Here is a 1188-nt window from a genome sequence, read left to right on the forward strand (position 1 = left end):
GGCTGCCGCGCGGCGGGGGCGGTTCGTGATCACGGATGAGTTGTGGGCACGGCTGTCGGACCTCCGGGGGAAACACCAAGCCCTGCACCGCTGGATGAAGAGCACGCCGACGAAGTGGTGCCGTACCGGCGTGCTGCTCTCGCTCACCACTCTGTAGCACGCTGTCCATCGTGAACAGCGCGCCGGTCGTGTCCTGGAGGTCTCCCGCCCGGCTCACGCGCGAGGAGTCCCGGACCGCTACGGCCGTGTGCTGGCCGAGCCGGCGTTGCCGGGCACGGTCGATGAAGCGGGCCGGGCCCTGCCTGCCGGGCAGACCACCGGCACGGCCGCGTCGCCGTACCGGTAGAGCCCGTCTCCGAGCCCGGCTCCGGTCCCACGCTGTCCAGCCCGGCGGATGCGCGGCTGCAAGTGCCGGGTGCGCCCGGTATCTCCACCCGGCAGGCGGGCGAGGTGGCCGAGGCCCTCGTGCACACGGCTGCGGCGCGTGCCGTGCCGTGCCTCTACGGGGACCCGGGGCAGGGCAGGACCGTCGCGCTCCACCAGGCGCTGCGCCTGCTGCCGCGCCGCCTGGTGGCCCGGCCGGCGCTGGTGGCGGTGAAGCCGGCGCTGCCGCAGCTGCGGGCCGCGCTGCTGGAGGCGTTCGGCCACTCCGCCCTGTCCCTGCCCCTGGCCCGGCGGGCGGAGGCGGCTGACCGCGCGCTCTTGGATGCCTTGAGCAGCCCCGGGGTGCTGGTCATCGATGACGCGCAGCGCATCGCGCCCGCCGAACTCGATGACCCGTGGCTGCTGGCCGACGCGCCCCCCACCCAGACCTGCCTGGTGCAGTGCGGGGCGGGCGCCGAGCACACCCTGGCCCGTGCTCCCGCGCTGGCCTCCCGGGTGCTGACCTGGCAGCACACCCCCCGCCTGGACGCTGCTCAAGTCCCCGGTGTGCTGCGCTTGTTCCACCCGGTATGGGACCTTGTTCCACCTGGTAGGGGACGCGGCCGAGGACGCCGGCCTGCTGCACGCGGACGCTGCCTGCGCGCGGGGCAACTTCCGCACCTGGGCGAAGATCACCTCACACCTCTACGCCGCCCTGGAGCGCCACCCCCCCCGGGGCCACGGCGGACAGCGCGCTGCTGGAGTGGGCCTGCTCCCGCCTCGGCCCCACCCCCTGACGCCTTCTTCAGCACCACTGGCCCGCTC

At 74.7% G+C, this 1188-nt stretch carries 1 protein-coding gene; it reads left to right on the forward strand.

The window, feature by feature from the left end; translation table 11 throughout:
• Positions 1-408 precede the first annotated feature (408 nt).
• A partial coding sequence (locus G5C65_RS38815) for an ATP-binding protein (RefSeq protein ID WP_206442715.1) occupies positions 409-1188 on the forward strand: 780 nt, incomplete at its 3' end.

Source organism: Streptomyces boncukensis (assembly GCF_011045075.1).
GTDB lineage: Bacteria > Actinomycetota > Actinomycetes > Streptomycetales > Streptomycetaceae > Streptomyces > Streptomyces boncukensis.